The 26,051-nt window shown below is 30.2% G+C and carries 26 protein-coding genes; 13 read left to right on the top strand and 13 right to left on the bottom strand.

Annotated features, from left to right (window positions below):
* The first annotated feature begins 38 nt into the window (after positions 1-38).
* Positions 39-1,244 carry an NAD(P)-dependent oxidoreductase gene (locus ACEWL1_RS09595; RefSeq protein WP_409233098.1) on the top strand — a complete coding sequence of 402 codons (1,206 nt, stop codon included), beginning with the start codon at positions 39-41 and terminating at the stop codon, positions 1,242-1,244.
* Between the two features lie 58 nt (positions 1,245-1,302).
* Positions 1,303-1,524, top strand: a complete 222-nt coding sequence (locus ACEWL1_RS09600; protein WP_409233099.1) for a DUF3820 family protein — start codon at positions 1,303-1,305, stop codon at positions 1,522-1,524.
* Positions 1,525-1,548: 24 nt separating this feature from the next.
* Here ACEWL1_RS09600 and ACEWL1_RS09605 read toward each other — a convergent pair whose 3' ends face one another.
* Positions 1,549-2,136 (bottom strand): hypothetical protein, encoded by a 588-nt coding sequence (locus ACEWL1_RS09605; protein ID WP_409233100.1) that lies wholly within the window; start codon positions 2,134-2,136, stop codon positions 1,549-1,551.
* Between the two features lie 21 nt (positions 2,137-2,157).
* Here ACEWL1_RS09605 and ACEWL1_RS09610 point away from each other — a divergent pair, with 21 nt between their 5' ends.
* Complete coding sequence (locus tag ACEWL1_RS09610; protein ID WP_409233101.1) at positions 2,158-2,526, top strand: DUF5655 domain-containing protein; 369 nt, start codon at positions 2,158-2,160, stop codon at positions 2,524-2,526.
* Here ACEWL1_RS09610 and ACEWL1_RS09615 read toward each other — a convergent pair whose 3' ends face one another.
* Both ACEWL1_RS09615 and kdsA read right to left on the bottom strand, forming a co-directional pair.
* Positions 2,527-3,477: a transglutaminase domain-containing protein gene (locus tag ACEWL1_RS09615; RefSeq protein WP_409233102.1), complete on the bottom strand. Its 951-nt coding sequence runs from the start codon at positions 3,475-3,477 to the stop codon at positions 2,527-2,529.
* A 22-nt stretch (positions 3,478-3,499) separates the two neighbouring features.
* On the bottom strand, positions 3,500-4,318 hold the full coding sequence (gene kdsA, locus ACEWL1_RS09620; protein WP_409233103.1) for a 3-deoxy-8-phosphooctulonate synthase: 819 nt from the start codon (positions 4,316-4,318) through the stop codon (positions 3,500-3,502).
* Between the two features lie 76 nt (positions 4,319-4,394).
* Between kdsA and ACEWL1_RS09625 the strand changes: the two genes are divergently transcribed.
* On the top strand, positions 4,395-5,396 hold the full coding sequence (locus tag ACEWL1_RS09625; RefSeq protein WP_409233104.1) for a M20/M25/M40 family metallo-hydrolase: 1,002 nt from the start codon (positions 4,395-4,397) through the stop codon (positions 5,394-5,396).
* 76 nt (positions 5,397-5,472) lie between these two features.
* Here the strand turns inward: ACEWL1_RS09625 and ACEWL1_RS09630 are convergent, their stop codons facing one another.
* A complete protein-coding gene (locus ACEWL1_RS09630; protein ID WP_409233105.1) occupies positions 5,473-5,940 on the bottom strand; it encodes a hypothetical protein in 468 nt (155 codons plus the stop codon).
* A 141-nt stretch (positions 5,941-6,081) separates the two neighbouring features.
* Between ACEWL1_RS09630 and ACEWL1_RS09635 the strand changes: the two genes are divergently transcribed.
* Positions 6,082-7,443: a UDP-N-acetylmuramate--L-alanine ligase gene (locus ACEWL1_RS09635; protein WP_409233106.1), complete on the top strand. Its 1,362-nt coding sequence runs from the start codon at positions 6,082-6,084 to the stop codon at positions 7,441-7,443.
* Here ACEWL1_RS09635 and ACEWL1_RS09640 read toward each other — a convergent pair.
* The 6 genes from ACEWL1_RS09640 to trkA all read right to left on the bottom strand — a co-directional run bounded on the left by ACEWL1_RS09640 (position 7,392) and on the right by trkA (position 15,122).
* Positions 7,392-8,477, bottom strand: coding sequence for a nucleotidyltransferase domain-containing protein (locus tag ACEWL1_RS09640; RefSeq protein ID WP_409233107.1), 1,086 nt, complete (start codon positions 8,475-8,477; stop codon positions 7,392-7,394). The two genes, ACEWL1_RS09635 and ACEWL1_RS09640, sit on opposite strands and share 52 nt — an antisense overlap.
* A complete protein-coding gene (locus ACEWL1_RS09645) occupies positions 8,464-9,588 on the bottom strand; it encodes a phosphoenolpyruvate carboxykinase (ATP) (protein ID WP_409233108.1) in 1,125 nt (374 codons plus the stop codon). Before ACEWL1_RS09645 ends, ACEWL1_RS09640 begins: the two co-directional genes overlap by 14 nt.
* 83 nt (positions 9,589-9,671) lie before the next feature.
* Positions 9,672-9,848 (bottom strand): hypothetical protein, encoded by a 177-nt coding sequence (locus ACEWL1_RS09650; RefSeq protein WP_409233109.1) that lies wholly within the window; start codon positions 9,846-9,848, stop codon positions 9,672-9,674.
* A 19-nt stretch (positions 9,849-9,867) separates the two neighbouring features.
* A complete protein-coding gene (locus ACEWL1_RS09655) occupies positions 9,868-12,183 on the bottom strand; it encodes a T9SS type A sorting domain-containing protein (RefSeq protein WP_409233110.1) in 2,316 nt (771 codons plus the stop codon).
* Between the two features lie 86 nt (positions 12,184-12,269).
* On the bottom strand, positions 12,270-13,769 hold the full coding sequence (locus ACEWL1_RS09660; protein ID WP_409233111.1) for a TrkH family potassium uptake protein: 1,500 nt from the start codon (positions 13,767-13,769) through the stop codon (positions 12,270-12,272).
* 3 nt (positions 13,770-13,772) lie between these two features.
* Positions 13,773-15,122 (bottom strand): Trk system potassium transporter TrkA, encoded by a 1,350-nt coding sequence (gene trkA / locus ACEWL1_RS09665; RefSeq protein ID WP_409233112.1) that lies wholly within the window; start codon positions 15,120-15,122, stop codon positions 13,773-13,775.
* 127 nt (positions 15,123-15,249) lie between these two features.
* On the opposite strand from trkA, the gene radC reads away from it, so the two are divergent.
* The 3 genes from radC to ACEWL1_RS09680 all read left to right on the top strand — a co-directional run bounded on the left by radC (position 15,250) and on the right by ACEWL1_RS09680 (position 18,133).
* The gene (gene radC, locus ACEWL1_RS09670) at positions 15,250-15,936 is read left to right on the top strand and encodes a RadC family protein (protein WP_409233113.1); all 687 of its coding nucleotides are present in this window, start codon (positions 15,250-15,252) and stop codon (positions 15,934-15,936) included.
* Between the two features lie 93 nt (positions 15,937-16,029).
* Entirely contained in the window at positions 16,030-17,262 is a 1,233-nt protein-coding gene (locus ACEWL1_RS09675; protein ID WP_409233114.1) for a polysaccharide deacetylase family protein, read from the top strand.
* A 1-nt stretch (position 17,263) separates the two neighbouring features.
* Positions 17,264-18,133 (top strand): hypothetical protein, encoded by an 870-nt coding sequence (locus tag ACEWL1_RS09680; protein ID WP_409233115.1) that lies wholly within the window; start codon positions 17,264-17,266, stop codon positions 18,131-18,133.
* On the opposite strand, the gene ACEWL1_RS09685 is transcribed toward ACEWL1_RS09680, so the two are convergent.
* Together ACEWL1_RS09685 and ACEWL1_RS09690 are read right to left on the bottom strand one after the other, a co-directional pair.
* Complete coding sequence (locus ACEWL1_RS09685) at positions 18,103-19,368, bottom strand: MATE family efflux transporter (RefSeq protein ID WP_409233116.1); 1,266 nt, start codon at positions 19,366-19,368, stop codon at positions 18,103-18,105. The two genes, ACEWL1_RS09680 and ACEWL1_RS09685, sit on opposite strands and share 31 nt — an antisense overlap.
* Before the next feature lie 6 nt (positions 19,369-19,374).
* On the bottom strand, positions 19,375-20,502 hold the full coding sequence (locus tag ACEWL1_RS09690) for a glycosyltransferase family 4 protein (RefSeq protein WP_409233117.1): 1,128 nt from the start codon (positions 20,500-20,502) through the stop codon (positions 19,375-19,377).
* Between the two features lie 76 nt (positions 20,503-20,578).
* Here ACEWL1_RS09690 and ACEWL1_RS09695 point away from each other — a divergent pair, with 76 nt between their 5' ends.
* From ACEWL1_RS09695 to ACEWL1_RS09710, 4 genes are read left to right on the top strand one after another with little or no spacing between them, the layout of a single operon-like run.
* Positions 20,579-21,262, top strand: a complete 684-nt coding sequence (locus tag ACEWL1_RS09695) for a YjjG family noncanonical pyrimidine nucleotidase (RefSeq protein ID WP_409233118.1) — start codon at positions 20,579-20,581, stop codon at positions 21,260-21,262.
* Between the two features lie 36 nt (positions 21,263-21,298).
* Positions 21,299-21,853 (top strand): hypothetical protein, encoded by a 555-nt coding sequence (locus tag ACEWL1_RS09700; protein ID WP_409233119.1) that lies wholly within the window; start codon positions 21,299-21,301, stop codon positions 21,851-21,853.
* A 2-nt stretch (positions 21,854-21,855) separates the two neighbouring features.
* On the top strand, positions 21,856-23,259 hold the full coding sequence (locus ACEWL1_RS09705) for a DUF5723 family protein (RefSeq protein ID WP_409233120.1): 1,404 nt from the start codon (positions 21,856-21,858) through the stop codon (positions 23,257-23,259).
* A gap of 1 nt (position 23,260) precedes the next feature.
* Entirely contained in the window at positions 23,261-24,022 is a 762-nt protein-coding gene (locus ACEWL1_RS09710) for a hypothetical protein (RefSeq protein ID WP_409233121.1), read from the top strand.
* Here ACEWL1_RS09710 and ACEWL1_RS09715 read toward each other — a convergent pair.
* The gene (locus tag ACEWL1_RS09715) at positions 24,019-25,293 is read right to left on the bottom strand and encodes a replication-associated recombination protein A (protein ID WP_409233122.1); all 1,275 of its coding nucleotides are present in this window, start codon (positions 25,291-25,293) and stop codon (positions 24,019-24,021) included. The two genes, ACEWL1_RS09710 and ACEWL1_RS09715, sit on opposite strands and share 4 nt — an antisense overlap.
* Before the next feature lie 76 nt (positions 25,294-25,369).
* Between ACEWL1_RS09715 and ACEWL1_RS09720 the strand changes: the two genes are divergently transcribed.
* On the top strand, positions 25,370-26,050 hold the full coding sequence (locus ACEWL1_RS09720) for a rhomboid family intramembrane serine protease (RefSeq protein WP_409233123.1): 681 nt from the start codon (positions 25,370-25,372) through the stop codon (positions 26,048-26,050).
* Position 26,051 lies beyond the last annotated feature (1 nt).

Consider the following 26,051-nt stretch of genomic DNA (forward strand, 5'->3'; position numbering starts at 1 on the left):
ATCAATATCTTCGAGCAAAATAAATACTTAATTAGATTATGAAGTTTGGAATTATAAAAGAGCGTAAAGATCCGCCAGATAGAAGAGTGGTTTTTTCTCCAGAAAAATTACAAGAGTTTCAAAAAACATATCCAAAAGCTACTATAAAAATTGAGCGTTCTGATATTAGAGTGTTTTCTGATGCAGATTATGAAAAAGCAGGGTTTGAAGTTGTAAAAGATATTTCTGATTGTGATGTGTTGTTGGGCGTGAAGGAAGTACCGATTGAATTTTTAATTCCGAATAAAAAGTATTTTTTCTTTTCTCATACCATAAAAAAACAACCGTATAATAGAGATTTATTACTCGCAATTTTAGAGAAAAATATCGAATTATACGATCATGAAACCATCGTAAAAGAAAACGGAGCTCGCTTAATTGGTTTCGGGCGTTATGCCGGAATTGTTGGTGCATATAATGGTTTTAGAGCATTTGGTTTAAAAAAAGAGACATTTAATTTACCAAAGGCAGAAGCTTTGGTTGATCAAAAAAATTTGATTGAAGAACTTAATAAAATTAAGTTACCAAATCTTAAAGTCTTATTAACAGGAAGCGGAAAAGTTGCACACGGAGCAAAAGAAATGTTAGATGCAATGCGCATTAAAAAAATTTCTGTTGAATCGTATTTAAACGACACTTTTAATGAGCCAGTTTATTGTCTAATTGATGTGTTAGATTATAATAAACGTAAAGACGGAAAAGTTTTAAATAGAAAAGATTTTTACAAACATCCAGAAAATTACGAATCTAATTTTATGCGTTTTGCAAAAGTGACGGATTATTTTATTGCTGGACACTTTTTTGGCGATGGTTCTCCGTATTTATTTACTAGAGAAGATGCAAAATCCAACGATTTTAATATCAAATTAGTAGCAGACATTTCTTGTGATATTGATGGCCCAGTTGCATCAACATTAAGAGCATCAACAATTGCAGATCCAATTTATGGTTACAATCCTCAAACAGAATCAGAAGTTGATTATAAAGATGAAAACGCTATTGTAGTAATGGCTGTTGATAATTTACCCTGCGAATTACCAAATGATGCAAGTGTTGGTTTTGGTGAATTATTTCTTAAGAATGTAATTCCGGCTTTTTATAATGATGATAAAAACGGAATTTTAGCAAGAGCAAAAATGACAGAAAACGGAAAGTTGACAGCACGTTTTTCGTATTTGCAAGATTATGTTGACGGTAATGAATAGTTTTATTAGAACTGTCTCCTTTTGCAGAGTCGAAAGGTTTATTTATCATTAAAATTAAATGGAACAAAATCAGCAATTTTTAATTGATACTTCAAAAATGAAAATGCCGTACGGAAAATACAAAGGTACTTTTCTAATCGATTTGCCAGAACATTATGTGGTTTGGTACAACAACAAAGGGTTTCCGAAAGGAAAACTTGGGCAAATGTTGGGTTTGGTGTATGAATTAAAACTAAATGGTTTAGAGGATATTATTCGAAAAATAAGACGTCAATATTAAAAAAGTTGATATAAATTTTATTATTTATTGTACAGCTTTTCTTGTAAAGAATCCATAAAATATATGAGCAACTCCAAGGCTCATTAAAAGGTGAAAGTTCATTCCGTTTGTATTCAAAGTGATAATTCCTAATAAAAAACAAAACATAGAGAAGTAATACAATACTATTGATTTACTGAAATTCAAAATCATTAAAATACATCCATAACCAATTAAAAAAGCAGGAATTAAAAATTGCTCTTCTCCAATTCTTAAGAAGTAAAACTCAATAAAGTAGAGTAGTGTAATTAGTATTATTAAGAATAAAATAGATGTTTTTGAATTCTGATTCCAGATTTTATTACCAATTTTCCGTTGTAATCTTCTGTTTCCAAAAAATAATGCAAGCATAGAAAATAATACAACCAATACCGTAATAATGACGATAAGCCCTTCTAAAAAATTAACGGTTAAGAATCCAAATGGAGAAGAATCGGTACTAAAACCTTCAATGGTTGTCTTTATCAATAAGGCACCGATTAGAATATAAATTCCAATAAAAATACTGGGTCTTCCTCTTAATGTAAAGTTGAAGCTTGTGTTCTTAATTAAATTCTTATTTTTAGCCATCATTGTAAAGCTAATATACGAAAAATGAAACCAGCTGAAGAATATATTCTTAGTAGACCAGAACCTTTTAAATCGATATTAGTACACTTGCAATTGTTGATTGAAGGAAGTTATTCTAATGTAGAATTGAGATATAAATGGAAAATTCCGGTGTATTATATTGATGATAATCCGTTTTGTTATTTAAACGCTTCTATTAAAAAAGGATATGTTGATGTTTGTTTTTGGGCTTCTGCTCATTTAAAATACAACGAACATTTAATTACTGAAGGAAGGAAAATAGTAAAGTCTTTACGTTATTTTAAGCTAGAAGACATCAATGAAAACGTATTGCTTTCGGTTTTAGAAGAAGCGTATCATTCTAAAGAAAAAGGCTTTTACAAGAAAAAATAATTATCGAATTTTATATTGCAATGCAATTTCATTATTGATAAAAATATACAATTCGGTTTTCCGTTTCTTTTCTAAATTGATGGTAAAACTTCCGTTGGAATTATCAAAAGTAACATTTGCTTTTTTACCGTAGCGTTGCCCTTTAAATAGATAGCCAACAACATCAGTAGAAGTTAAGTTTTTGATTTTAATTTCAATTACTTTTTTACCAGAAATAATACCGTTTTTTGGAGAGATTAATGTTAGGTTTTTATAAAAAAAACCTTGACCAATTATTGGTTGATTTGCATAGGTTTTTCCGTTCATTGGTTTTTGTACCAATTGCCAAGCATCACTTTCTGGTAAATGAGTTCTTAATAATTCAGCCGGATTTGGATAAAAATAATATTCTGTAAAATTCTTTTCCCATTGATTATTAACCGCGTAACCAGCAGCCCAAGTTGCGTCAATTAATTGCCATTTGTTATTTAGTTTTACGGCATTCCAAGCATGATTTGAAGTTGTTGGAATGACACCAATTTCATTTGAAGAGTTTCGAGCGTAACCTTTTATGATTACAGCTTCGATTTGTAATAAATCACACACTTTCTTAAACGACTGCGCATAACCTTCGCAAACAGATTTTCTTTTTTTAAAAGTTTCGTTTACAATATCGTCTTTTATCTGTTGTAATTTTGCTTGTTTTTCTGCTTCATTTTTATAACTAAATCCAACTTGTTTGGTTGTTGGATTGTAGAATTCCTCTAAATCATATTTAATATTTTCTGTCAGCCAGATAAATGTTGCTCTAATTTTATCGGCTTCAGACGTGAAATCTGCATCAATTTTTGCTGCTAATTTTTGAGCAGAATTAAATGTAGGGTAGCGTTTTACTTTCGCATCAACATCCGTATAATTTTGAGATTGAACGCCAATACTTATAAAAAGAAATAAAAGGAATAGTTGCTTCATAAAACAATAACAACTTATCAGATTATAAATTGTTTACCGTTTTTCTAATAGCAACTAAATTGCTGAGTAAATTTTCTAAATGATCTAAATGCAACATATTTGCACCATCACTTTTTGCATTTGCAGGATCAAAATGGGTTTCTAAAAACAAACCATCAACATTATTTACAACACCGGCTCTTGCAATTGTTTCTATCATATCTGGTCTTCCTCCAGTTACTCCAGAATCTTGATTAGGTTGTTGTAATGAATGTGTAATATCTAAAACGGTTGGCGCAAATTTACGCATTTCAGGAATTCCTCTAAAGTCAACAATCATGTCTTGATAACCAAACATGGTTCCTCTATCGGTAATCATTACTTGCGTATTTCCAGAATCAATTACTTTTTGAACTGCATGTTTCATGGCAGTCGGACTCATAAATTGTCCTTTTTTTAAGTTGACAACTTTACCTGTTTTTGCCGCAGCAACCACCAAATCCGTTTGACGAACTAAAAAAGCTGGAATTTGCAATACATCTACATATTGTGCAGCTCTTTCTGCATCTGACGCTTCATGAATATCAGTTACAGTTGGTACGTTAAAGGTTTCTGAAACTTTGCGTAAAATTTTCAATGCTTTTTCATCACCAATTCCAGTAAAACTATCCACTCTACTTCGGTTTGCTTTTTTAAAACTTCCTTTAAAAACAAACGGAATTTCTAGTTTGTCAGTTACTTGCAACACTTTTTCTGCAATTCGCATCGCCATATCTTCACCTTCAATAGAACAAGGTCCGGCAAGTAAAAAAAAGTTGTTAGAATTGGTGTGTTTGATGTTGGGAATTAATGTAAGATCCATTGAAAAATAATTTTAGCAAAAATACAAAATAATTATTGCTTTTGAATTCATATCTTTAGCACTTAAATTTATAACCATGAAAAAAATACTTACACTTCTTTTTGCTTTTGTATTGATGTATTCTTGCAAAACAAATAAAGAAAACACCAATCAAGAAATTACAGTAGAAAGTATCGATACAACTACAGTTAGAAAACATTTATATACGCTAGCCTCCGATAAAATGGAAGGTAGACGTACTGGAACACCAGGAATTGAAAAAGCGGCTCAATATATTGAGGGTGAGTTTAAAAGAATAGGCTTACAGACTTATGATACCTTAACAGATTTTAGACAAAGATTTAGTTTTGAGGACAGAAGAACTAAAAAGAAAATAGCAGCTTTTAATGTTATAGGGATTTTAGAAGGGAAAAGTAAAAAAGACGAATATGTAGTTGTTTCAGGACATTATGATCACCTAGGAATTAGAAAAAGAGAAGGCCAGTTAGACAGTATTTATAATGGAGCAGATGATGATGCTTCTGGTACAACTGCTGTTTTAGCGTTGGCAGAATATTTTAAGAAAAAAGGAAATAACGAGCGTACTATTGTGTTTGTTGCTTTTACAGGAGAAGAAATGGGCTTATTAGGTTCAAGGCATTTTGGAAAAGATGTTGAGGCAAGTAAATTTGTTGCAGGAATCAATATTGAAATGATTGGAAAAGATTCTGAATTTGGTCCAAAAACAGCTTGGTTAACAGGATTTGATCGTTCTGATTTCGGAAAAATAATTCAAAAGAACTTAGAAGGAACAGGATATGTTTTACATCCAGATCCGTATGATAAGCAAAATTTGTTTTTTAGATCAGACAATGCATCTTTAGCAAGATTAGGAATCCCTTCTCATACATTTTCAACAGTTCCTTTGCCAACAGATAAGCACTATCACAAAGCTTCAGATGAAGCAACTACACTAAAAGTATCTGTTGTAACTGAAACCATTAGAGCCATAGCTTTAGGAACAGAAAGTATTATCAACGGGAAAGATACTCCAACAAGAGTTCAGTTAACTGAAAAGGAAATGGGTGGAAGACGTTAGTAGAAGTTTTCTATATTATATAAAAAAAATCCTCTAAATTAATTTAGAGGATTTTTTTTATGTATTGTAAAAAAGTTTAGAACTGATATCTAATACTTAAAGCAATGTCAGAATTTAATCCTTCATAAACTGTAGTAAAACCAAACTCAGGTCTGTAATCTAAAGAGATTAAAATAGGCGCTTCAAAATTGTACTCAATTCCTAAATTCCCTGTTCCAAAGAAGAAAGTCTCTGAAATTCCTCCGGCTTTAATACTTCCAACTCCACCACCAACTCCAGCGAACCAATTAAATCTGTTTTCTAAATGCCAAACCCATTGATAAATTCCTGCTGCTTTAAAAGAATCTGAATCTTTCCCGTTACGAATTCCTAAATCGATTTCTAAACGGTTGTTTTCATTTAATTTACGTTGATAAGAAATCTCTCCACCTAAACCACTATTATCTCCAAAACGAATACCAATTGCATTCTCAGAAACCTCTTGCGCATTCATTGTAAAAAATGATGCAAATACTAAACCAATAATTAAAAATGTTTTCTTCATAATCGTATAAAAATTTTTAAAGTTATTATTATGCAAAGGTATGTAAAATAGCACAAACTTATTTCTTTTAAAGTAAAGAAAGATAACAATTGTATTCGTTTTATAGTTTTGTATTTTTGCAAAAATATATTTACAAGGTTTATGAAGGCTCATTTTATTTCTATTGGAGGAAGCGCAATGCACAATCTTGCAATTGCTTTATTGCAAAAAGGCTTTACAATTACTGGTAGCGATGATACCATTCATGAGCCATCAAAATCTAGATTAAAAAAACATCATTTGCTGCCAAAAGAATTTGGTTGGTTTCCAGAGAAAATCAATTCAAATTTAGAGATGGTTATTCTTGGAATGCATGCGAATAAAGACAACCCCGAATTGATAAAAGCACAAGAGTTAGGGTTGAAAATATATTCGTATCCAGAATTTCTGTTTGAGCAATCTAAGGATAAAACTAGAGTTGTCATTGGAGGTTCTCATGGGAAAACTACAATAACTTCTATGGTTCTGCATGTAATGCATTATCATGAAAAAGAAGTTGACTTTATGATTGGAGCACAATTAGATGGATTTGAAACCATGGTTCATCTAACAAAGGAAAATGATTTTATATTGTTGGAAGGTGATGAATATTTAAGTTCTCCTATCGATTTGAGGCCAAAATTTCATTTATACAGACCAAATATTGCATTGTTGAGCGGAATTGCCTGGGATCATATGAACGTTTTTCCAACGTTTGCAAATTATGTAGAACAGTTTAAAATATTTGTAAATTCTATTACAAATGGCGGAATATTAGTTTACAATGAAGAAGATGAGATTGTAAAACAATTAGTAGAAACATCTACATCAGCAATTAAAAAGTATCCATATAAAACTCCAGATTATTTTATTGAAAACGGAACTACCTATTTAAAAACTCAAGAAGGAGATTTGCCTTTAGAGATTTTTGGTAAACACAATTTGCAAAATTTAGCTGGTGCAAAATGGATTTGTCAACATATGGGAATTGATGAAGATGATTTTTATGAGGCTATTGCTTCTTTTAAAGGGGCAAGTAAACGTTTAGAAAAAATTGCAGAAAGTTCATCAACTGTAGTATTTAAAGATTTTGCGCATAGTCCGAGTAAAGTTGCTGCAACAACAAAAGCAGTGAAAGAGCAATATTCAGGAAAAAAAGTGTTGGTTTGTTTAGAACTGCATACATATTCTAGTTTGAATGCAAATTTTTTATCAGAATACAAAGGAGTGTTAGATGACGCAGATAAAGCAGTAGTATTTTATTCGCCTAATGCAGTTGCAATTAAAAAATTAGATGCAGTTTCTAAAGAACAAATAGCAGCCGCCTTTGAGCGAGAAGATTTGATTATTTTTACAAATCCAGCAGAGTTTAAAACATTTTTATGGAACCAAAACTTAGAAAATACCGCCTTATTATTGATGAGTTCTGGCAATTATGGCGGATTAGATTTTGAGGAGGTTAAGTATAATATTGAAAATTTGTAAATCAGATAATCCCTATAACTCTTTTTGTAGATTGACTTAAAAATTGTTATTGCTCTGTTTTTATTTTTCATTAAAAAATTAATAAATAGGATTTTTGTTTTTTGTAAGCTAGGGTGATTTAAAAAAAATATAATTGCTTTTTGGTGAATAGACACTGCTTTATTTTTTTCAAAAGATAATAAATTACTATTCAAAATAAACTTACTAATAGCAATGTATTTGTTAAAAGATTTAAAAAATAATTTATGAGGTTGAATAATCTCTAAAGTGTTTTCTTTTATTGATAAAAGGTGTAAATCATATGAGTTTCTTAAAGAAATTAAATTATAATATCGACCATTGTCTCCAAACTGTTTGTTTATGCAGTTGTGTAGTATTTGGGTTTTTACTGAAGGAATAGTAAAATTACCAAAAAGTCTGTTTTTTTTTATAAAGAAGGAGTAATTGTAGCTATTGTAATAGCGTGATAAAATTACTTTTGAATGGATTTCTATAGCGGTAAAACTATTTTTTTTTGTCATTTTAGGATAATGAATAGAAGGGAAAATTATGTGTTCTTCTTTTTCTTTTGTATTATACCCCTCTTTTTTTAAAATATTTATAGTTGTTTTATAACTTTCTTTTGTGACCAAAAAATCAATATCACCTACCATTCTTTCTGCAATATCTTCGAATAAACTTTCTATTAAAAAAGCGGTCCCTTTTAAGAAGATAGGAGTAATGTTATTCGCTAATAGTAACTCGTTAACTTCTTTTGCTTGTTCAATTATTTGTAAGTTACGTTTTCGGTTTAAATCGGTAATACGCTTCATATAATTCACCAGTTCTTCAGGTAAATAAGAAAGTAAATTTGCTCTTTTTAGATTGCAATACAACGCCGGGAAAACATAATGTGCAGTGCTTACTTTTACAATAGTATCCCAATCAACATTGCCTGATTTTATTTCTTGTTCAACAATTTTTCTATTGTGTTCTTCATGTGTTATTGTTAAACATTTTCCGACAAAAAAAAGTGTTTCTTTATAAGTCATCATTAAAGATATTTGCAACAGTTTCAATCATTTTTATATTGTTAGAATAGGTTAATTGATAACAAGGCAATTCTAAAAACCATTCTAAAAAAGTAGCTACATTTTTTTCTAAAGGAGAAATCCACGAATCTGGAATTAATTGTTGAAAAGCATCTACTTTTGAGATGGAGTTTATTTCTAATTCAATTTTAGGATTGTACTTGATAAACACCAAAGCTTTGCATTTTAATTTTAAATTGTAATTGATGTTCTTTGGTGGTAAATAACGAACTGTTTTATGTAGTTTTTTAAAATGATATTCAGCTGTAAATTCTAATTCAGGGTAAAACGGAAGCAATGTTTTTACGCTTTTCTTTTTTATGGATATTGCTGCCGGATATGTATAAATGTTTTTTTTATTATCTATTGGCACAAAATCATCTGCGATACAATCAAATCCGTTTGCATTTAACAATGCTAATGAAGTGCTTTTACCGTTTCCAGAATCACCTAAAAAAAGCATGGATTCTTTACCGTTACTAATTGCTGATGCATGAAAAACGCCCATCCAATCTGTTTCTGGTTTTTTATACATATCTATTAACAATTGCATGGATATTTGTCCTTCGAAAATATGCCCTTCATCCTTAGTCCACTTACCAATAAAAGTATCATTTTTTAAAAACACTATAGCATCTTCAGTGTCAAAAAGGGTGTATTTAAATTGATATTTTGTTGCCTCTATTATTTCTAAATGTGCAAATGTTGGATGAATTTTTGAGAGATGAAATTCTGTTTCAAATTGAATTTTAAAAATGCAATTATATATAGAGTAATATTTTTCTGAACAATATTTTGTTGGGCTTTTAAACGCTGAAGGAGTTGTTTTAATTCTATCATTTAAAGCATTATTTGAAGCATAAAGGGTGAACAAATCTTTAATAAATTTTTGAATGATATTTTTTGGAGCATCAATTTTTTCTAATGCCCAAGTTTCGATTTCTTTATTAGAAATATTTTTATTTATTTTTAATAAAATTTCGGCAGCCATTGGTTCTAAAACCAAATAAGAATTTGAGTTATTAAACCAAATGATTTCTTTGTTTTCAATTTTTTTTATGACTACTTCATGCATAAGAAACTAAAATACACTTTTAAAAAAATAAACCATAAAAAAAACCTCGAAATTTTCGAGGTTTTTTTACATGTATTCTGCGATTAGAATCCTCCGTCAGTTCCAGGAGCTGACGGACTCCTAGCTTGAGCCGTTTTAGGGTTTAATAAAAGGTATGTTCCCATTGCTGTTAATGCCGCATATTTTCCATAGCTACCAATTTTCTTAATAGCTTCTTTTCGAGTAATATTTTCTTCTGTTTTTTTTGCTTGTTTTTTCATCTCAAAAATGTGCTTTATATTAGTTTAAGAATATTTTCTTGTTAATATTTCCTTTTTTAGTTTCAAGTTTTACAATATAAATTCCTTGTTTTATATAATTTGATAAAGCAATATCCATAGTAGAGCTAGATTTTAAATTTTTATGAAATACTCTTTTACCTAAAATATTATAAATTGTAAGTGATGCGCTATCGCTTTTTAAACCTGTTACTCTTAACGTACGATCTGAACTCAAATACATACTTATCTTATCTAAATCAAAATCGTTAACAGCTAATGTTTTTCTTAAATCTGTAGTAGATGTTCTTAAAAAAAATCTTCCAACTCCATTACTATTAGCTTCTAAGATGATTTTATAATTACTGTTGTCTTCATCTAAACGAGTTATTGTTTTCTTTTCCGTATCTTCTAAAAAGACCATCAATCCAGTTGGTAAACGAACATGATTGATAGAGAATGTAATTTCTTTACCAGCATCTGCATTTAAACCTAAAGGAATAATTGTGTTTTCATAATCATTTTTTGGTAAAGATTGCAGCATAAAATCAATTCCTTCGCTATTTGATGCAAGATGAGAGTATAAACTAAAACTAGTAGATTGACCAGTAAATGTTCCTGCATCAAATCCAGGGTCTAACGCTTTTGTGGAATTGTCTTCATATTTGACTTCTGTAAATTTTTGATTATTATCTTGATCATTTACAAATACTATTATGGTTGGATTACTTACTCCTTTGTAAAAAGTAATTCCTGTTTGATGACTTTGTAATGATTCTGATATTGTAAAGTTATTCGCTGTTGAGTTGTCTGCATTTACAAAAAAACCTTGTCCAGGATGAATGTAATCTGTTCCTGCAAGAGTTTTATAGCCGCCAGCTCCTGAATTTAAAGAATTGTCCCAAACATAGACAAACTCATGACTGTCTGTTAGGTTTGCTGCATTAGCAGTAATTAACTCACTTACTTTGATGTATGAAGGAAAAGGATTTCCTACAAAATTCCATTTGTTTACTGCTCCAAAACCTTGTGAAATTGTAAGTAGAGAACCAGTATTAGGAAAAGTTCCAATAAAACCGTAACTACCTGCGCCTGTTCTTTTTAAAGAATACCCTTGTCCTTGATTAAAAGTTGTTGCAGCTCCTCCAGTTTGAAAATAATTCCAACTTCCACTTACTGAAGTTGTATTGTCATACGTACTTACTGCATCATTATTTCCAGCTCCAGAAACATTAATAGAGTTTGTAGTATTCCAGGCATCATCATATTGTTCTCCAACAACAGGAGATGAAATTAAATGCCAATCTGTATCATTAACATTTACATTATAAGTTAAATCACCCGTTGAAGTTCCATTGACAATTAATGAACCTCCTCCGTTTATGGTTAAGTCGCCTGTTATGGTTAACAGACCACTAACAGTTAGTGAGTTTGTAGAGTTAATGGTTAAAATTTCACTCGCATCAATTGTTAAGTTACCAGCTATAGCTGTTGTTCCTGAGCTAATTACAGGAGAAGTAATAAGATTTGGGATTGAAACTAGTGACGAACTAGTAGGGATGCCATTTGTCCAGTTTCCAACCAAATTCCAAGTAGTGCTTAATGCTCCTGTCCAGGTTGTAGTGTTTATTGTAAATGCTTCTTGGGAAAAAGGGAGTAGTGTTTCTCCATCTCCATTAACAATACTTGTCCAGTTATTAGCATCATCAGAAATCAATGAATAATAATTACTATAAACTAATTGGCTTGATCTTGATGCATTATAAACGGCTCCGTCTGGTGTAGCAGAATCATCAAAAATTATGATTGAAGCTCCTTTCACAAGCCCTGTACCGGTTAGGGTAATGCCATCGATATCATAATTACCTAGTTCTGAGGCATCAGTGCCTATTTGAATTGCTGCAATAAAAGTAGTTGGAGTATTCTCGTCTGTTCCAATATATGCGAAAATTCCATCTTTGACTGTTGATGATAATGAAAATGAACCAGATGATCTGCTTAAAGTACCAATTGAAACTCCAAAACCAGCATTAGCTTCATTATCTATATCGTTAAAATTTATGATTGTACCAGCTTTAATGGTATTTATACCTGTTGTCCAAGTTAAAACTCCTTCATTAGTATCAACAAATCCCCCAGTTCCATTAGTTTCATTGTCAGAAAAATAGATAGTTTTATTGGTGAGGTCTGATAATACAACAATAGAAAAATCATCATCTCCATCTGTATTAAAACCAATAAAGGCAATATCACCTGCAGATTGTGCATTAACTTTAAAAAATAAAAAAAGGGTAAAAATAAGACACCAGCATAGCTGATGTAGGTAATTCTTTTTCATAGCGTTGATTTTGAATTATTACAGGTTAAAGTTAAGGAATTATTTTCTAATATTCCAAATGAAATTTATCCATAAGTGTTTTTAGGTTAGTTTTTTCTCCAGAAAAAAGGAGAAAATAAGATAAGTACTGTAAATAATTCTAAACGTCCAATAAGCATTAAAAATGCACAAAACCATTTCGCTGCGTTAGACAAATGCGCAAAATTATCAACCGGACTTACAGAGCCAATTGCGGGTCCGATATTGCCTAAAGAAGAACCAGCGGCACCTAATGCAGAAGTAAAATCTAATCCTAAGAAAGTTAAGATGACAGAGGATACAACAAAAATAAGCATATAAATAATAAAGAAAGAAATAATATTAAACACAATCGTATGACTTACTGGTTTGTTGTCATATCTAACCGGAATAATTGCATTTGGGTGTAATGCTTTTTTAAATTCTAAGAAACTACTTTTTAGCATGATAATATGACGTACAATTTTTACACCACCACTTGTAGAACCTGCAGATCCGCCTACAAAAAACAACGCAAAGAAAATTCCAGTTGCAAAGAAACTCCACATGGTAAAATCTGCACTAACAAATCCGGTTGTTGTAATTACAGAAATTACTTGAAAGAGAGAATGCCTAATTGCACTTTCTACTTCACCAAAAATCTTTGGATGAGCTACAGTGGTTTTAAGTGTAGGATCTTGGTAAAAAATGATGATTACTGCTATTATAGTAGCAATGGTTAAAGTCCCAAAAAAGTAATATTTAAACTCCTCGCTTTGAAAGACTTTACGCACCTTTCCTTTTAAAGCAAAATACGTAAGTACAAAATTTGTTCCCGCAATAAACATAAAAAGAATTATGGTATATTGAACTAAAGGCATTGCGTTATAATGAGCAATGCTTGCATTTTTTGTAGAAAAACCTCCAGTACTCATGGTTGCCATTGAATGATTTATGGCATCAAACCAAGTCATTCCAGCAAATTTTAGTAGGAAAAATTCACTAAAAGTTAAAGCCACATAAATTAACCATAAACGCTTTGCTGTATCAGAAATTCTTGGATGTAATTTATCAGTTGATGGCCCTGGAGCTTCTGCCATAAAAAGCTGCATTCCTCCAATTCCTAATAAAGGTAAAATGGCAATTGTTAGCACAATAATTCCCATTCCTCCTATCCAATGAGTTGCACTTCGCCAGAATAATATACCTTTTGGCATACTTTCTATGTCTGATAAAATAGAAGAACCCGTAGTAGAATAACCAGACAATGTTTCGAAAAAAGCATTTGTAATTTCTGGAATCGCGCCACTGAAAAGATAGGGAAGCATTCCTGTAATAGATAAGGTTAACCAACCTAATGTTACAATTAAATACCCTTCTTTTTTTTGGATATTTGTTGAGATTGGTTTGTTGAAAAAGTACAATAATAAACCTAAAAAAACCGTAACGATTCCTGCGTTTAAAATACCGTACTTTGCATCCTCCTGATGATAAATGCTAAACGGAACAGCGATAAACATAAAAACCCCGTTTAAAATAGCTGTTAAGCCAAGAAAACGGTAAATAATTTTTAAGTTTAGCGATCTCATACTTTAAGATTTGAATAATTCTTCAACAATAGAAATTGCTTCAGGTAAACAAAAAACAATGGCTTTGTCACCAGTCTTTATTTGAAAATCGCCAAAAGACATCAATGCTTCTCCATCTCTTATAATTCCACCAAAAACTGCTTCTCGTGGAAATTTTAATTCTTTGATTGGTTTTTTAGTTACTTTAGAGTTTTGCTTAACTTCAAACTCAAAAATTTCTGCATCTATATTGTGTAAATTAGCAAGGGCAAGTACTTCGCCTTTTCTAATATGTTTAAAAATACTACTTGCTGCTAATAATTTTTTGTTGATTAACGTATCAATTCCAATAGTTTGAGATATGTTCATATAATCCATGTTCTCTACTAAGGCAATTGTTTTTTTAACACCTTTAGATTTTGCAACTAAACAAGACATTATGTTGGTTTCAGAATTGCCAGTTACAGCAATAAAGGCATCCATTTCTCTAATGTTTTCTTCTTCTAAGAGCTCAATATCTCTTCCATCACCATTAATTACTAAAGCATTCGATAATTTATCAGCAATATCAAAAGCTCTATCTTTATTTTTTTCAATTATTTTAACCTTGAAGTTTTCTTTACAAAGATTTCTTGCTGTTTTAAAGCCTATACTACTTCCGCCTAAAATCATAACATTTTTAATTGTCACTTGTTTTTGACCAATTATAGGATATAGCTTTTCAATACTGCTTTTTGGAACAGAAAAATACACTTGATCTTTAATATTGTAAACTGTATCTCCACGAGGAATTATTGTTTGAGCAACGCCCTCACGTTTAATAGCGATGGTGATAAAATCTACTAAAGGAAATTTTTCTTTTGCTTCTTTAACGGTTAAATCTAAAATAGGAGATTTGTACTCTAAGGTTGTCCCCATAATGTTAAATAGCCCTTTTTCAAACTCAACCGTGTCATTAAATGAAGATTGATATAACAACATTTTTATTTCGTTAGCAGCTAATTCTTGCGGAGAAATCATAATATCTACTCCAAATTTCCTAAAATCAACAACATCATTTTTTAAAAGCTCTGGATTGTCTATTCTAGCAATTGTTTTTTTTACACCAAGTGCTTTACCAATAACCGAAACTGTGAAATTGGTGTTCTGAGATTCTGTTACAGCCAATAACAAATCGGCAGAGTCTATTCCTATTTCTTTTAAAAGTTTAATAGAAGTAGCATCTCCTTTTTTGGTAATAACGTCTAAATGATTGTTTATGTATTCTAGTTTATCTCCATCAAAGTCAATAACATAAGTGTCTTGAGCCTCGTAAGATAATAATTTAGCTAAATGGAAACCAACATCTCCAGCACCAGCTATTATAATTTTCATAAAGTCTAAAAATGAAAGATAGTTTACAAAGGTATTGTTCTTTAATCGTATCCACAAAAAAAAGAATCTCTTATTCAATTTAAACCATTTAAATAAATCTTATATTTAGTCTTAAAAATTGTTGAAAATGAAAAAGTTAACCATTAAATCTTGGGCGATTGAAGATCGACCAAGAGAAAAATTAATACTTCAAGGAAAGGCTGTTTTAACAGATGCCGAGCTTATTGCAATTTTAATTGGTTCTGGAACAAAAAAAGAAAGTGCTGTAGAATTGAGTAAAAGAATTTTAAACTCTGTTAATAATAACATTAATAAATTGGCAGCTTTAACTTTTGAGCAATTAAAAGAGTTTAAAGGAATCGGAGAAGCAAGAGCTGTAAGCATTATTACTGCTTTAGAATTAGGAAAAAGAAGACATTTTGAGCAGGTTGAGCTAAAACCAATTATGAAAAGTAGTAAAGACGCTTTTCAAATAATGCAACCAATTATTGGAGAATTAGAGCACGAAGAATTTTGGGTGTTGTATTTAAATAATTCGAACAAAGTAATTGCAAAAAAGCAATTAAGTAAAGGCGGAATTACAGCCACAATGGTAGATGTTAGATTGTTGTTTAAAAAAGCTGTAGCATTAACAGCAGTTGGTGTTATTGTGTGTCACAATCATCCATCAGGAAAATTAACACCAAGTAAATCTGATGAATTGCTGACTCAGAAAATTAAGAAAGCCGGACAAACATTAGATATAAAACTCTTAGACCATTTAATTATCACGCAAAAAGATTATTTTAGCTTTGCAGACAACCAAAAGCTTTAAATTAATACTTATTTATATAATTTGATACTCGTATATACACATAAAATAACCCCAAGATTACGTTATATCTTTAAACATATTTTTACCAGAATTTTGCAAATTCCGGTAGATTTTACAACTACAATAGAAGAGTTTATCGCCTTTAATGGTTTAAAAATGACCTATTCAAAGGCGCCACTTGGAAGCGAGTTTTTTGTAAGAAATAACGATTTGTTATTTGAACAAGGAGTAAACGATTTAGACATTACTGTTTTTCATTGGGAAGAAACTCCGTGTTTTTTTAATGCAGGTTCTAAATCTGTGATTCCGTTTGATATTTTTGCTGCAAGTTTTTATTTATTAAGCAGGTACGAAGAATATTTACCACATGTAAGAGACGTGCATGGCCGTTTTACAGCAGAACAAAGTTTAGCCTTTAAATATCGATTTTTAGAAAAGCCCTTGGTAGATATTTGGGCGTATCAATTTTTAGAAAAACTCAAAGAAAAATTTCCAGATTATGCATATAAAAACAGAAGTTACAATTATATTTCTACCGTAGATATTGACAATGCTTATGCTTATAAGCACAAAAGCTTGGTGCGAACTTTTGGAGCATTTATTAAAGATTTTTTCACCTTAAAACTTCGAAATTTTTGGGATCGATTTGCTGTAATTACAAATATTAAAAAAGATCCATACAATACTTTTAGCGGAATTTTATCACTACAAAAAAAATATAAAGTACCTACTATCTTCTTTTTTTTAGTTGCAGATTATACCACTTTTGACACCAATGTTTCTCCTGCGAAAAACAAATTTAAATTACTGATAAAATCGATGGTAGATTATGCAAAAGTAGGTTTGCATCCTTCTTATTTTTCGATGAAAGACGAAACAATTCTAAAGAAAGAAAAAGAACGATTAGAAGCAATTACAAACATGCCGATGGAAAAATCTAGGCAGCATTTTTTGCGATTTAGTTTGCCAGAAACCTATCAACATTTAATCGATTTAGAAATAAAAGAAGATTATTCTATGGGCTATGCAAGTCATGTTGGATTTAGAGCAAGTACGTGTACTCCTTTTTATTTTTACGATTTAGATTTTGAAATTCAAACACCATTAAAAATTGTTCCTTTTGCATTGATGGATACAACTTTAAACGATTATATGGAATTGACACCACGACAATCATTAGGGAAAATTAGAGAATTAAAAAACGAAGTAAAAGCAGTAAACGGAACATTTGTTACGTTGTTTCATAACGAAAGTTTAAGTGATTATTTGCGATGGAAAGGTTGGAGTAAAGTATACGAATCGATGTTGAAAATTGCAACCGATTAAGATGATTCAATTTTTAAAAAGAAATCAAATTGATGAAGAAAAATACAATAATTGTATTGCTGTTTCTTTGCAAAGTAGAATGTACGCCTATTCTTGGTATTTAGATGTTGTTGCAGATAATTGGTGCGTTTTGGTTTTAGATGATTATGATGCAGTAATGCCTTTGCCTTTTCAGAAAAAATATTTAATTTCATCTATTTCACAACCTTTTTTCACACAGCAATTGGGTGTTTTTTCTAAGCGAGCAATCACTAAAAACAATCACGAAGAATTTTTAAAAAGCATTCCGAGAAAATTTTTAAAAATGGCATTGCAATTCAATTCAGAAAACAATCTTTCTAAAGAAACTATCATTAAAAAAAATAATTATATTTTATCTTTAAATGATGACTATAAAACGCTTTACAAATCTTTTTCTAAGGGACGCAAACATGCAATTCAACAAGGTTTGAAGGAGCAATTTGCCCTAGCGCAAGTTTCTTTCTCTGAAATACTAAAATTGTCTAAAAAACATTATTCTTTTAAAGAAGTTACAGCAAAAGAATTTCAAAAACTCACAAACTTAGTTGAGGTTCTGCAGCATAAAAATTCGGTAAAAATAATTGGAGTAAAGGTTGATGGTGAATTAATTGGCGGATCTGTTTTTGCTTTTGATTCGAAAAGAATTGTTTATTTGTTTTCTGCAGTTTCTGGAATTGGAAAAGAAAAACAAGTGGCAAGTTTGTTGTTGAATCATATCATTAAAGAACATTCAAATTCAGAATTAATTTTAGACTTTGAAGGTTCTCAAATCTCTGGAATTGCAAAATTCTTTAAAAGTTTTGGCGCAAAGCCCGAAACCTATTTTTTACTTAAAAAATGGTTGCTGTAAAGTTTCCAAAATAAAATAGCCGAAACAATTCCTGTACCCCACATTAAAGAAGCTGAAGTGATTGCTGCGCCTTTGATTCCGTATGTAGGAACCAAATAATAATTGCTAAAAACATTGACAACTAATGCAAAAGAAGTGATGTAAAAGTTTACATGTGCTTTGCCTATTGATGACAATAGATTGCCAAATAATCCTCTGAAGATTAAGATGCCGCAAACACCAACAATTAAAATTAAAAAGGAGGTTTTGTATTGTTTGAAACCTGTATCAAACAGGTTCAAAATAACATCTGCAAATAACCAAAAGAAAAGGCAAAAACCTAAACTTAAAATAGTAAACAACAACATGTAGCTTTTGATGTATTTTACAATGTGTTTTTTGTTGTATATGTGTTCTGTAAATGAAACAAAATCTGCATTGATAAACGCTCTTGGTAAAAACAATAAACTCAACGGAATTAGAGAAATGTATTTGTAATTGGTTACCATTTCTGCATCATTTAATAAAAAACCAATTAGCAAGATATCGATGATAAACAGCAATTGAGTTACCACATTAGATAAGCTTGCAAAAATGCCATATTTCCAAAATGTACGATTTATGATGGCTGGTTTTTCTTTGAAAATCAAATTGGATTTAAACGTATTTATAAAAAACAGCACAGAAAGAGTTGGTGTTAAAACCAACGCAATTGCATAGCCTTTTTCTTTAAAATAATAACTTAAAATCAATACAGAAACCGTTAATACAGTTGTAAAAATAATTTCTGTAAATGCAAATAATTTGTTTTTGTGTTGTAATCTAAATTGAATTTTCATCAATTCAAATAAATAAGTTGGAATGATGGTTATTGATAAAAAAGCGAGATAATAGTTGGTGTTTTTAAATTTAAAATCGATAAAAAAACTAGCCAAAATAATTATGAAAATTAAGATAAAAGTGACCCAAATTCCTTTAAAAAAAGTATAGCGAAACAAGCTTTTTTTCTCTTCATCGGTTTTTAATAACGCACCATATCTTAATAAACTTTGGTGCAACCCAAAGCCTCCAATTGGTATGATGAATAGAATAATATTATAAGCAAAAAGTACAACTCCGAGTTCTTTATTCGGAATTAATTGAAGTGCAATCCAAGAGGCAACAAAAGATAAAAGTCGAGAAATTATAGCTGCTGATAAAATATAAGCACCAGCTCTAGAAACAAAATTTTGTATGTAATTTTTTAATAAATTCAAGAGTTTTTAATTGAATGTTTTAAAATACAATTTAGAAAATGTATCAGCAATAACTTCTTTGCTAAATTTAGTTTGTATTAAAGAATGCATTTTTTCTGTATTTAATTTTGTCGGATTTTTGTACTGTTTTACTATTTCTGTTGTCAAAGCATTTTTATCTTTTACAGGAACAATTGAAAAGAAATCTTGCGGTTCTAATTCGTTTAAAATTCCCGTATTTGTAGAAATGACAAACGTTCCACATGCAATTGCTTCTGGCATTACAATTCCAAAAGTTTCGTAATTACTAAAAGAAACACAAAGATTTGCTTCTTGTAAATGTGTGACTACTTCTTTTTGTGAAACATGATTGATAAACTCTACTTTTGCTGTTTTAAAGTTTAAATCAGTAATTAATTTTTCATAATTTTTTGATGTTCCGCCAATAAATTTCCAAGAAAAACTGTCAATTTTGTTTTCTAAAAGTTTGGCAACTTTTAGCATGTCAGTACAATTTTTTTGAGCATCATTCAACCCCGAAACATGAACAATTGTAAATGGGTTGTTTTTTTTATCCGAAGGAATAAAAGTGGCTGTGTCAACAACATTTCCAACTGTAAAATAGTTTCCTTTTAAACCATAACCTTCCATTCCTTTTTTTAGTTCATTACTAACTGGACATACAAAAGTTGCTTTTTGAGTAATCAATGTAGAACACATTTTTTGAAAAAAGGAAATGTTGTTTTTTCTAGACTTTAAATAACCAGTCCAATGTTCAGAAATGATAAAAGGAGTTTTTTGAGTCCATTTTAAATGCAGCGCAAAAATTCCAAACGGATATAAAGTATTAACGTGAATTAAATCAAAACGACCAATCAATTTTAACATATGAATGTACGTTTTGTAAAACCGAATAGCTTTTAAAATTGGATTCTTACTGTGCTTAACATAACCAATATAGGTTGTTAAATTTCCATCAGTATGTTTGTCAATAATTGTTTTTGTAATTTTTTTACTAGAAACAATATGTAAAACAGATACAGTGTGTTTTGTGCAAACAGCTTTTGCATGTCTTTCAATAAAATCTCCATTTGTTGGGAATTCTTTCGAAGGAAACCAGCTGCATAAAAATAGAATATGTAATTTTTTAGTCAAAAAACAGAAACTTTAGTTACAAATATAAAGACTTAAAAGAGTTTTAAGGTTTGGTTTATATTTATATTTTAGCCAAATGGAAATAAAACACATTTTTTTTGATTTAGACCATACGTTGTGGGATTTTGAAAGAAACTCTAATCTCACATTCGAGCAGCTTTTTAAGGCACATGATATTCAATTAGAATTGCAAGATTTTCTAAACGTATACTCTCCGATCAATTTTGAATATTGGAAACTATATAGAGAAGAAAAAGTGAGCAAAGAAACGTTAAGGTACGGTAGATTAAAAAACACTTTTGATCAATTAAATTATACTGCATCTGATGATTTAATTCATTTATTATCAGAAAAATACATCGATTTTTTGCCGTTAAATAATCATTTGTTTGATGGTGCAATAGAATTATTAGACTATTTGCAACCAAAATACGAACTACATATTATTACCAACGGCTTTGAAGAAGTACAGGGATTAAAGCTAGAAAAATCAGGTATTAGAAGCTATTTTAAAGAAATAATTACGTCAGAATCGGTTGGAGTAAAAAAGCCAAACCCCAAAGTATTTGAATACGCTTTAGAAAAAGCAAATGCAATTGCAGACAATAGTGTTATGATTGGAGATAATTTAGAGGCTGATATTATCGGTGCTTTAAATTGCGGAATTTCGAGCATTCACTTTACCGAAGAGAAGCATACATTTGAGAATAAAAAATACACTTCTGTTTCTCAACTTTTACAAATAAAACAATATCTTTAAGCCCCATTCGTTGTTGATAATGAATATTTAAGTAAAATGAAGAATTTTATAAAAACCCCTACATTTTTAATCTTTATTTTTTTGTTTTCTTCATGTATTAAACATGTTGATTTTGAACAGATAGAAGATTTAACTGCCGAACCAGTTTATACTACCTCGTTAGTCCACTTTACATTAAATCAGGTTACTTTTTTTGATAGAATTAATTCTTTAGAAATTGTAGCACCAATAAGCAAGACATCAAAATTTTTATCACTAAACAGCACTTATATAAGAGAAAACTTATCACTATTAAGTTTAGATTTTGAAATTATAAATGAATTTGATAGAGATTTTACAGTAGATTTTCAATTTTTAGATGATAATGATAAAGTAACACATAGTTTTAAAACATTTGTTATTGAGTCAAATAATTTAAATTTTTCTACCACAGAGTCTATTGTTGTCTCAGGAAATCAAAAGTTTCTTTCTTCAACTAAAATTAGAGTCTCTATACAATTATCACCTAGTGCTAATGGAGGCGTTATTAATCCAAATGTAGATAAAAAATTAGTATTTAAAACTGCTGGAACTTTTTTCCTTAAACTATAAATATGAGTTATAAGAAAGTATGTATCGTTTTCGCTGTTTTTATAAGTTGTATAGGTTACAGTCAAAATAAACAATTATTGTTTGGTTTTGCAGAGATGCCAAACACATTAATAGTAAATCCTGGAGCAGAAACTAATTTTAGATATCATGCAGGCATACCCGTTTTATCAGGATTGTCTTTTAATATAGGTTCGTCAGAAGCAAAATTATCAGATTTGTTTTTAGAAGATAAAACAAATTTTACAACAAAATTTAAAAGATTAATAGGAAAACTAACTGAAAGAGATTTTTTAGATTTTAATACAACTGTAGAGATTTTAAACGGCGGTTATCGTTTAAATGAAAAAATGTATTTAAGTTTTGGATTGTATCAAGAAGTTGATTTTGTTGGGTATTTTCCTAACGATATTGTAAATTCATTGTATTACGGAAATGGATTAAATATAGATAAAACGGTCCATTTATCTGAGCTAAAATTTAGAGGAGATGTGTTAGGCGTTATCCATGCAGGACTATCCTACAAAGTAAATAAAAAACTAAATATTGGAGGTAGATTAAAAGTTTATTCTGGAAGCGTTCATATGTCGTCAAATAATAATACAGGAACTTTTAGTACAGTAGAAGGTGAAAATAATGTTTACAGACATTATTTAACCAATATAAATATTGATATAAATACTTCTGGTATTGTTAATGAAGACAATAAAGTTAATATTGGTTTAAAAGATGTAATAGATAACACTTTTTTAAGTAAAAATATTGGTGTTGGTGTAGACCTTGGTTTTACCTATCATTATACGCCACAAATAGAATTTACAGGAAGTATTTTAGATGTAGGTTTTGTAAATTATTCAAAAAATGTAAAAACCTTATCTGTTGAAGGAAGTCATCAATTTGACGGTGTAGAGTTAATGTTCGATGAAACCAATAAAGACTATTGGGAGCCAATTAGTAAAGATTATTTAGCTGAATTATATAGCGAGTTTAAGACTAATGTTTCTAGAGAAATACATGAAAATTCTTTTATTTCTTGGAGACCAATAAAATTAAATGGGGCAGTAAGATATAGTTTTGGTAGAGCAAGATCAAACAAAGAATGTTATGATGAAACCTATAAAGAATATTATAACAATTCTGTAGGGTTGCAGTTGTTTGCAATTACCAGACCTTTAAGTACACAAGTTGCAGCAACTATGTTTTTTGAAAAAAGTATTGGAGAAAAATTTCATGCAAAATTTACGTATACGGCTGATGATTACTCGTTTACAAATGTTGGAGTAGGAGTTTCTACTCAAATAGGAAAATTTCATTTATATGGTTTGTTAAACAATGTATTAAAATTGTCAGATTTGGCAGAAACCAGTAACGCTTCTTTGCAATTTGGATTTAATTTAATATTTGATTAAAATGAAGAAAATATTTTTTTTAGGACTTTTTATTTGCAGTATTTCGTTTTTTGGACAACAAAAATTAAGCAATTACAAATATGTTGTGGTAGCAAATAAGTTTGATTTTTTTAAAAAAGCAGATCAATATCAAACGAGCTCTTTAACCAAATTTCTTTTTAATAAATACGGATATACATCATTCTTAAATACAGAAGATTTGCCGGAAGATATAAAAAGTAATAGGTGCTCTTCTATGTTTGCTTCGGTAAATGATTCTTCTACAATGTTAACAACTAAAGTAAACATCGTATTGAAAGATTGTAACGATAAGATACTTTATTCAAGTATAATTGGAAAAAGTAAAGAGAAAGTATATAAAAAATCGTTTCACGAAGCAATTCGAAATGCGTTTAAAGACCCAATGCTTAAAAACTATTCTTACAAACCACAAAACAGTACTACTAAGACAGTGCTTAAAACCCCAAAAGTAAATAAAAAGGTAATTGTAAAAGCTGCTATCCCAAAAACAGAAATTCCTAATAAAGCTACAAAGCCTAAAAAGATAAAACAAGCTGTGTTGTATGCACAAGTTACCAGCAACGGATTTCAATTGGTAGATACAACGCCTAAAGTAATCTTCAAAGTTTTAAAAACACTGCAGGAGACCGTTTTTATCATTGAAAATAAAAACGGAATTTTATACAAAAACAAAACTATTTGGATTGCAGAGTATTATGAGAACAATGTACTTATTCAAAAAGAATATCAAATAAAATTCTAATACTTATACTTATCTTTCCATCTGTTTTTTAAAACTTCTCTAAATGCGTTTTCTCTTGGGTTATTCCCAGGTTCATACAATTTTGTTGTGCTAATTTCTTCTGGTAAAAACTCTTGATTGGCAAAGTTACTTTCGTAATTGTGCGCATATTTATAGTTTTTTCCGTAATCTAAATCTTTCATCAATTTTGTTGGTGCATTTCTTAGTGCTAAGGGCACAGACAAATCGCCTGTTTTTCTAACCAATTCTTGTGCGTTCCCAATAGCCTCATACGAAGCATTGCTTTTTGCTGAATTTGCTAAATAGATAGCACATTGACTTAAAATAATCCTCGATTCTGGATGTCCGATTACAGAAACAGCTTGAAAAGTGTTATTTGCTAAAATTAAAGCCGTCGGATTTGCATTTCCAATATCTTCTGATGCTAAAATCAATAATCGTCTAGCAATAAACTTTACATCTTCACCACCTTCAATCATTCTTGCCAACCAATACACCGCAGCATTTGGGTCACTTCCTCGAATAGACTTTATAAATGCTGAAATAATATCGTAATGCTGTTCTCCAGTTTTATCGTAATGAACTGTGTTTTTTTGAACTTTCTCTAAAACAAACTTGTCCGTTATTTTTACAGGGTCTTCAGAGGAATTCACTAGCAATTCAAAAACATTTAAAAGTTTTCTTGCATCACCGCCAGAAACACGGATTAATGCATCCGTTTCTAAGAGTTCTATTTTTCGCTTAGAAATAAACTCATCTTTTTTTATAGCTCGATCTATTAAAGCGATTAAATCTTCTTTATCAAACGAATTTAAAATATACACCTGACAACGAGAAAGTAATGCAGGAATCACTTCGAAACTCGGATTTTCTGTAGTTGCTCCAATTAATGTTACCCAGCCCTTTTCTACTGCGCCTAATAAAGAATCTTGTTGAGATTTACTAAAACGATGAATTTCATCAATAAATAAAATAGGGTTTTTACTGGTAAATAAGCCACCGCTATTTTTTGCTTTTTCAATTATTTCTCTAACATCTTTTACGCCAGAACTAATGGCACTTAACGTATAAAAAGGTCTGTCAGATTCTTGAGCAATAATATTTGCGAGTGTTGTTTTTCCAATTCCTGGAGGTCCCCATAAAATTAAAGAAGGGATTATTCCTTGTTTGATATGGTTGGTAAGTATGCCGTTTTTGCCTACTAAGTGTTGCTGACTAATATAATCATCTAAATTTTTTGGTCTTATACGTTCTGCTAATGGCTCGTTCATACTGTAAAAATAAGGAAGTTTTATGACAGATTTTCAGTAAATTTTAAATGGCTGAATTTTTGCTAATTTTATATGGATGAAAACAAGCAATCAATTTAAATTTACAAAAGAAGTTTTAGGAGTTCCACTTACTTTTATTTTTGTAATCTGGTTTGTTTATTGGATTGAAATACATTTTTCATTTAATTTTACGAAAGCAGGAATTTACCCAAGGAGTTTAAGTGGCTTAAAAGGTGTTCTTTTTTCTCCTTTTATTCATAGCGATACAAACCACCTTTTTAATAATTCAATTCCTCTGTTCGTCTTATTATCGTTTTTAATTTACTTTTATAGGTCTGTTTATTTAAAAGTTATTTTTTTAGGCGGACTTTTATCTGGATTACTAACTTGGTTGATTGCTCGCGAAGCATATCACATTGGAGCTAGCGGAATTGTATATTTGCTTTTTAGTTTTGTTTTTTTCTCTGGAATTATAAAAAAGCAATTTCAATTAGTAGCAGTTTCTTTAATAGTCATTTTTTTGTACGGAAGTATGGTTTGGTACGTTTTTCCAATTAAAGAGGGTGTTTCTTGGGAAGGGCATCTGTCAGGTTTTTTAGTAGGATTTATTTTTTCTTTTATCTTTAAACAAAAAGGTATAGTAAAAGAACAATACGAATTTAAAGAAACAGATTTTGATTTACTTTTTGACGATGATGGTAATTTTAATCCTCCACAACAAGAAGTAGAAGCGGAGTCCAACAAAGAAGAAAAGTAAC

The organism is Polaribacter gochangensis (genome assembly GCF_046224025.1).
Lineage (GTDB): Bacteria > Bacteroidota > Bacteroidia > Flavobacteriales > Flavobacteriaceae > Polaribacter > Polaribacter gochangensis.